Consider the following 3,021-nt stretch of genomic DNA (forward strand, 5'->3'; position numbering starts at 1 on the left):
GCCGGCTTCTTCTTGGCGGGTGCGGCCTTCTTCCCGGCGGCATCGACGCTGCGCTGCAGTGCGGCCACGAGATCCACCACTTCCGCGTCCTCGCCGCTCTTCTCGACCTCGGCGACCGGAATGACCTTCTTGCCGCCCGACTCGATCATCTCGTCGAGCAGTTCACGCAACTGCACCTGGTAGTCGTCGGTGAATTCGGTGGGGTCGAAGTCGTCGGCCATGCTGTCGACGAGAGTCTCTGCCATCGCGAGTTCCTTCGCCTTCGGCTTCTCGACGTCGTCGAGTGACGGGAACTCGGCCGCGCGTACCTCGTCCGGCCACAGCAGTGTCTGGATCACCAGCACTCCGTCCCGAGAGCGCATCGCGGCCAGTCTGGTGCGCTGACGGAGCGTGAAGTGAACGAGGGCGGTCCGGTCGCTGTTTTCGAGGGCCGTCGCGAGAAGGACATAGGCCTTCGGGGAGCTGGAATCCGGTTCGAGGAAGTAACTCTTCTCGAACAGAATGGGATCGATCTGTTCGGTCGGCACGAACTGCAGAACGGGAATCTCGTGTTTCTCGGCGGCGGGTAACTTGCCGAAATCGTCGTCGGTCAACACCACCCGGACGCCGTCGTCGGAGTCGTAGGCCTTGTCGATATCGGCATATTGGACGACGTTGCCGCATTCGGAGCACACGCGGTTGTATTTGATCCGACCGCCGTCCTTGGCATGGACCTGGTGAAATCTGATGTCGTGATCTTCGGTTGCCGAATAGACCTTGACCGGCACGTTCACGAGTCCGAACGCTATCGAGCCCTTCCATATCGACCGCATGCGTTCCATGATGGTCTCCTTTTCGCATTCTCGCGACAGTTCATCGAACTTCCCGGTGGAGCGTGGAACGGAAAATCACACCGCGGATATCGCCGGAGGATGCGAGAAACATCCGGCCCATCGCCGACAGGGTTCCGCGCAGATTCGACCGTTCGGACAGATATGCGGCCTGGAGTCGTGGCGGCAGATCGAAGAAATGGTCGAAGAATTCGGGGACGTGTTCCGGCCCCAGATCCAAGAGGACGCGAAGCCCGACCGATCGCAGCGCCGCCACGGTCCGTGCCTTCCACGGCCACAGTCGTGCGTTCGACCCGTCGCGAAGGTCCCGGGCCAGGGCGTCTGCGTACAGAAGTGAGGCGGCGACGCTGTAGCCGGTGCCGGGGTGCATCAACCCGGCGCGGGCTCCGAAGCGCACCTGGTCCGAGCTGTGGGATCGACCGGCCTCCGGTGGGGGCTCGACGGCGAATCTGACGCGCTCGACGTCCGCATGGGACGGCACGGCGACGCCGCGCGCCCGGAGTCGGTCGTGGAGTCTGGTGGCGAGTTCGGAGATCGGCAGTGGGGGCCGGCCGACGAGGCAGGTCTCCTCGAGCAGGAACCGGTCGCGGGCGAGTGGGACCCCGTAGAGGAAGGACGGCGTGTCCGTGGGGGACGTGCCGTTGTCGCGGCGCCAGTCCATGAATACCGCGGCCTCGCCGCCCAGCGCATGCGCGGCGGTGCCGGGATCGACGACGACTCCGTACGCCGTCTGCTGGGCGAGGTCGGGGCTGTCGCCCGTGCCCCGGGCGTCGACGACGACGTGTGCGTTCAGCGTCGAGCCGTCGTCCAGTCGGACGGAGGTGGGGGACAGGTCGACGGCTCGACCTGCGATAACAGTTCCGCAATGGTCACCGAGTATTGATTGCAGCCTCGATGTATTCAAAACACAGTAGGTGCGATCGATGGTGTGGTGACGCGTTGTCCAGGCCGCCGGGCGGTCGGTCCTCGTCGCGATGGCATCCCGCGGGAGCCAGCCGGGGAGTTCGTCTTCCCAGGCGGCGTACGTAGCGGTCCACGATCGGCGAGGGAGCGGATCGACCGACACGACTGCCGACCCGAGGGCAGTGGCGCGGTGGGCGAGGGCACGGCCGGCGGGGCCGAGGCCGACGATCGCGACGTCCCAGATCGGCGGACGGGGAGTGGCTGTCACGTCGCCAGCCTGTCACGGCCGTCGCGCAACGTGGGCAGGCCGGAGGTCGCCGGGGGATCGGATGCGGCGGCCGACGTTAGCGGGATCACGGACGGGCGTGTTCCGAGTGGGCCGCGGTCGGGTAAAATTGCTGGTTCGTGTGTTCTTTGCGCAGTTTTTCTCATTCAGCGCCTGTGTCATTTTCCTAGGAGTCTTGTTGATCACCGCTACCGACCTGGAAGTTCGAGCTGGAGTGCGGACGTTGCTGTCTGCTCCCGGACCGGCTTTGCGGGTACAGCCCGGCGACCGCATCGGGCTGGTCGGCCGTAACGGTGCCGGCAAGACGACCACCCTCCGCATCCTCGCCGGGGAGGGAGAGCCGTACGCGGGCGCCGTGGTCCGCACCGGCGACCTCGGGTACCTCCCGCAGGACCCGAAGGAAGGCGACCTCGACGTCCTCGCAAAGGACCGGGTGCTGTCCGCGCGCGGTCTCGACTCGCTGCTGCGGGACATGGAGAAGCAGCAGATCCTGATGTCGGAGGTCGTCGACGACGCCGAACGCGACAAGGCGGTCCGCAAGTACGGCAACCTCGAGGACCGGTTCTCCGCCCTCGGTGGATACGAGGCCGAGAGCGAGGCGGCACGCATCTGCAACAGCCTCGGACTGGCCGACCGCATCCTCGGTCAGCAACTGCACACCCTGTCGGGTGGTCAGCGTCGCCGTGTCGAACTGGCGCGGATCCTGTTCGCCGCGTCGGACGGCAGCGGTGGACGGTCGGACACGACCCTGCTGCTGGACGAGCCGACCAACCACCTCGACGCCGACTCGATCACGTGGCTGCGGGGATTCCTGCAGAACCACGAGGGTGGTCTGATCGTGATCAGCCACGACGTCGATCTGCTCAACGACGTCGTGAACCGGGTGTGGTTCCTCGACGCCGTGCGCGGCGAGGCCGACGTGTACAACATGAGCTGGAAGAAGTATCTCGACGCCCGCGCGACCGACGAGCAGCGTCGCCGCCGTGAGCGCGCGAACGCGGA

At 66.0% G+C, this 3,021-nt stretch carries 3 protein-coding genes; 1 reads left to right on the top strand and 2 read right to left on the bottom strand.

Translation table 11 applies throughout. The features are described from left to right. Both ku and MLGJGCBP_RS17770 read right to left on the bottom strand, forming a co-directional pair. On the bottom strand, nucleotides 1-812 hold an 812-nt coding region (ku, locus tag MLGJGCBP_RS17765), incomplete at its 3' end, for a non-homologous end joining protein Ku (protein WP_442972106.1). Between the two features lie 40 nt (nucleotides 813-852). After that, the gene (locus MLGJGCBP_RS17770; RefSeq protein WP_160097319.1) at nucleotides 853-2,001 is read right to left on the bottom strand and encodes a lycopene cyclase family protein; all 1,149 of its coding nucleotides are present in this window, start codon (nucleotides 1,999-2,001) and stop codon (nucleotides 853-855) included. Between the two features lie 196 nt (nucleotides 2,002-2,197). On the opposite strand from MLGJGCBP_RS17770, the gene MLGJGCBP_RS17775 reads away from it, so the two are divergent. Then, a partial coding sequence (locus tag MLGJGCBP_RS17775) for an ATP-binding cassette domain-containing protein (protein ID WP_160097321.1) occupies nucleotides 2,198-3,021 on the top strand: 824 nt, incomplete at its 3' end.

This window comes from Rhodococcus sp. T7 (assembly GCF_009872365.1).
Classification (GTDB): domain Bacteria; phylum Actinomycetota; class Actinomycetes; order Mycobacteriales; family Mycobacteriaceae; genus Rhodococcus_F.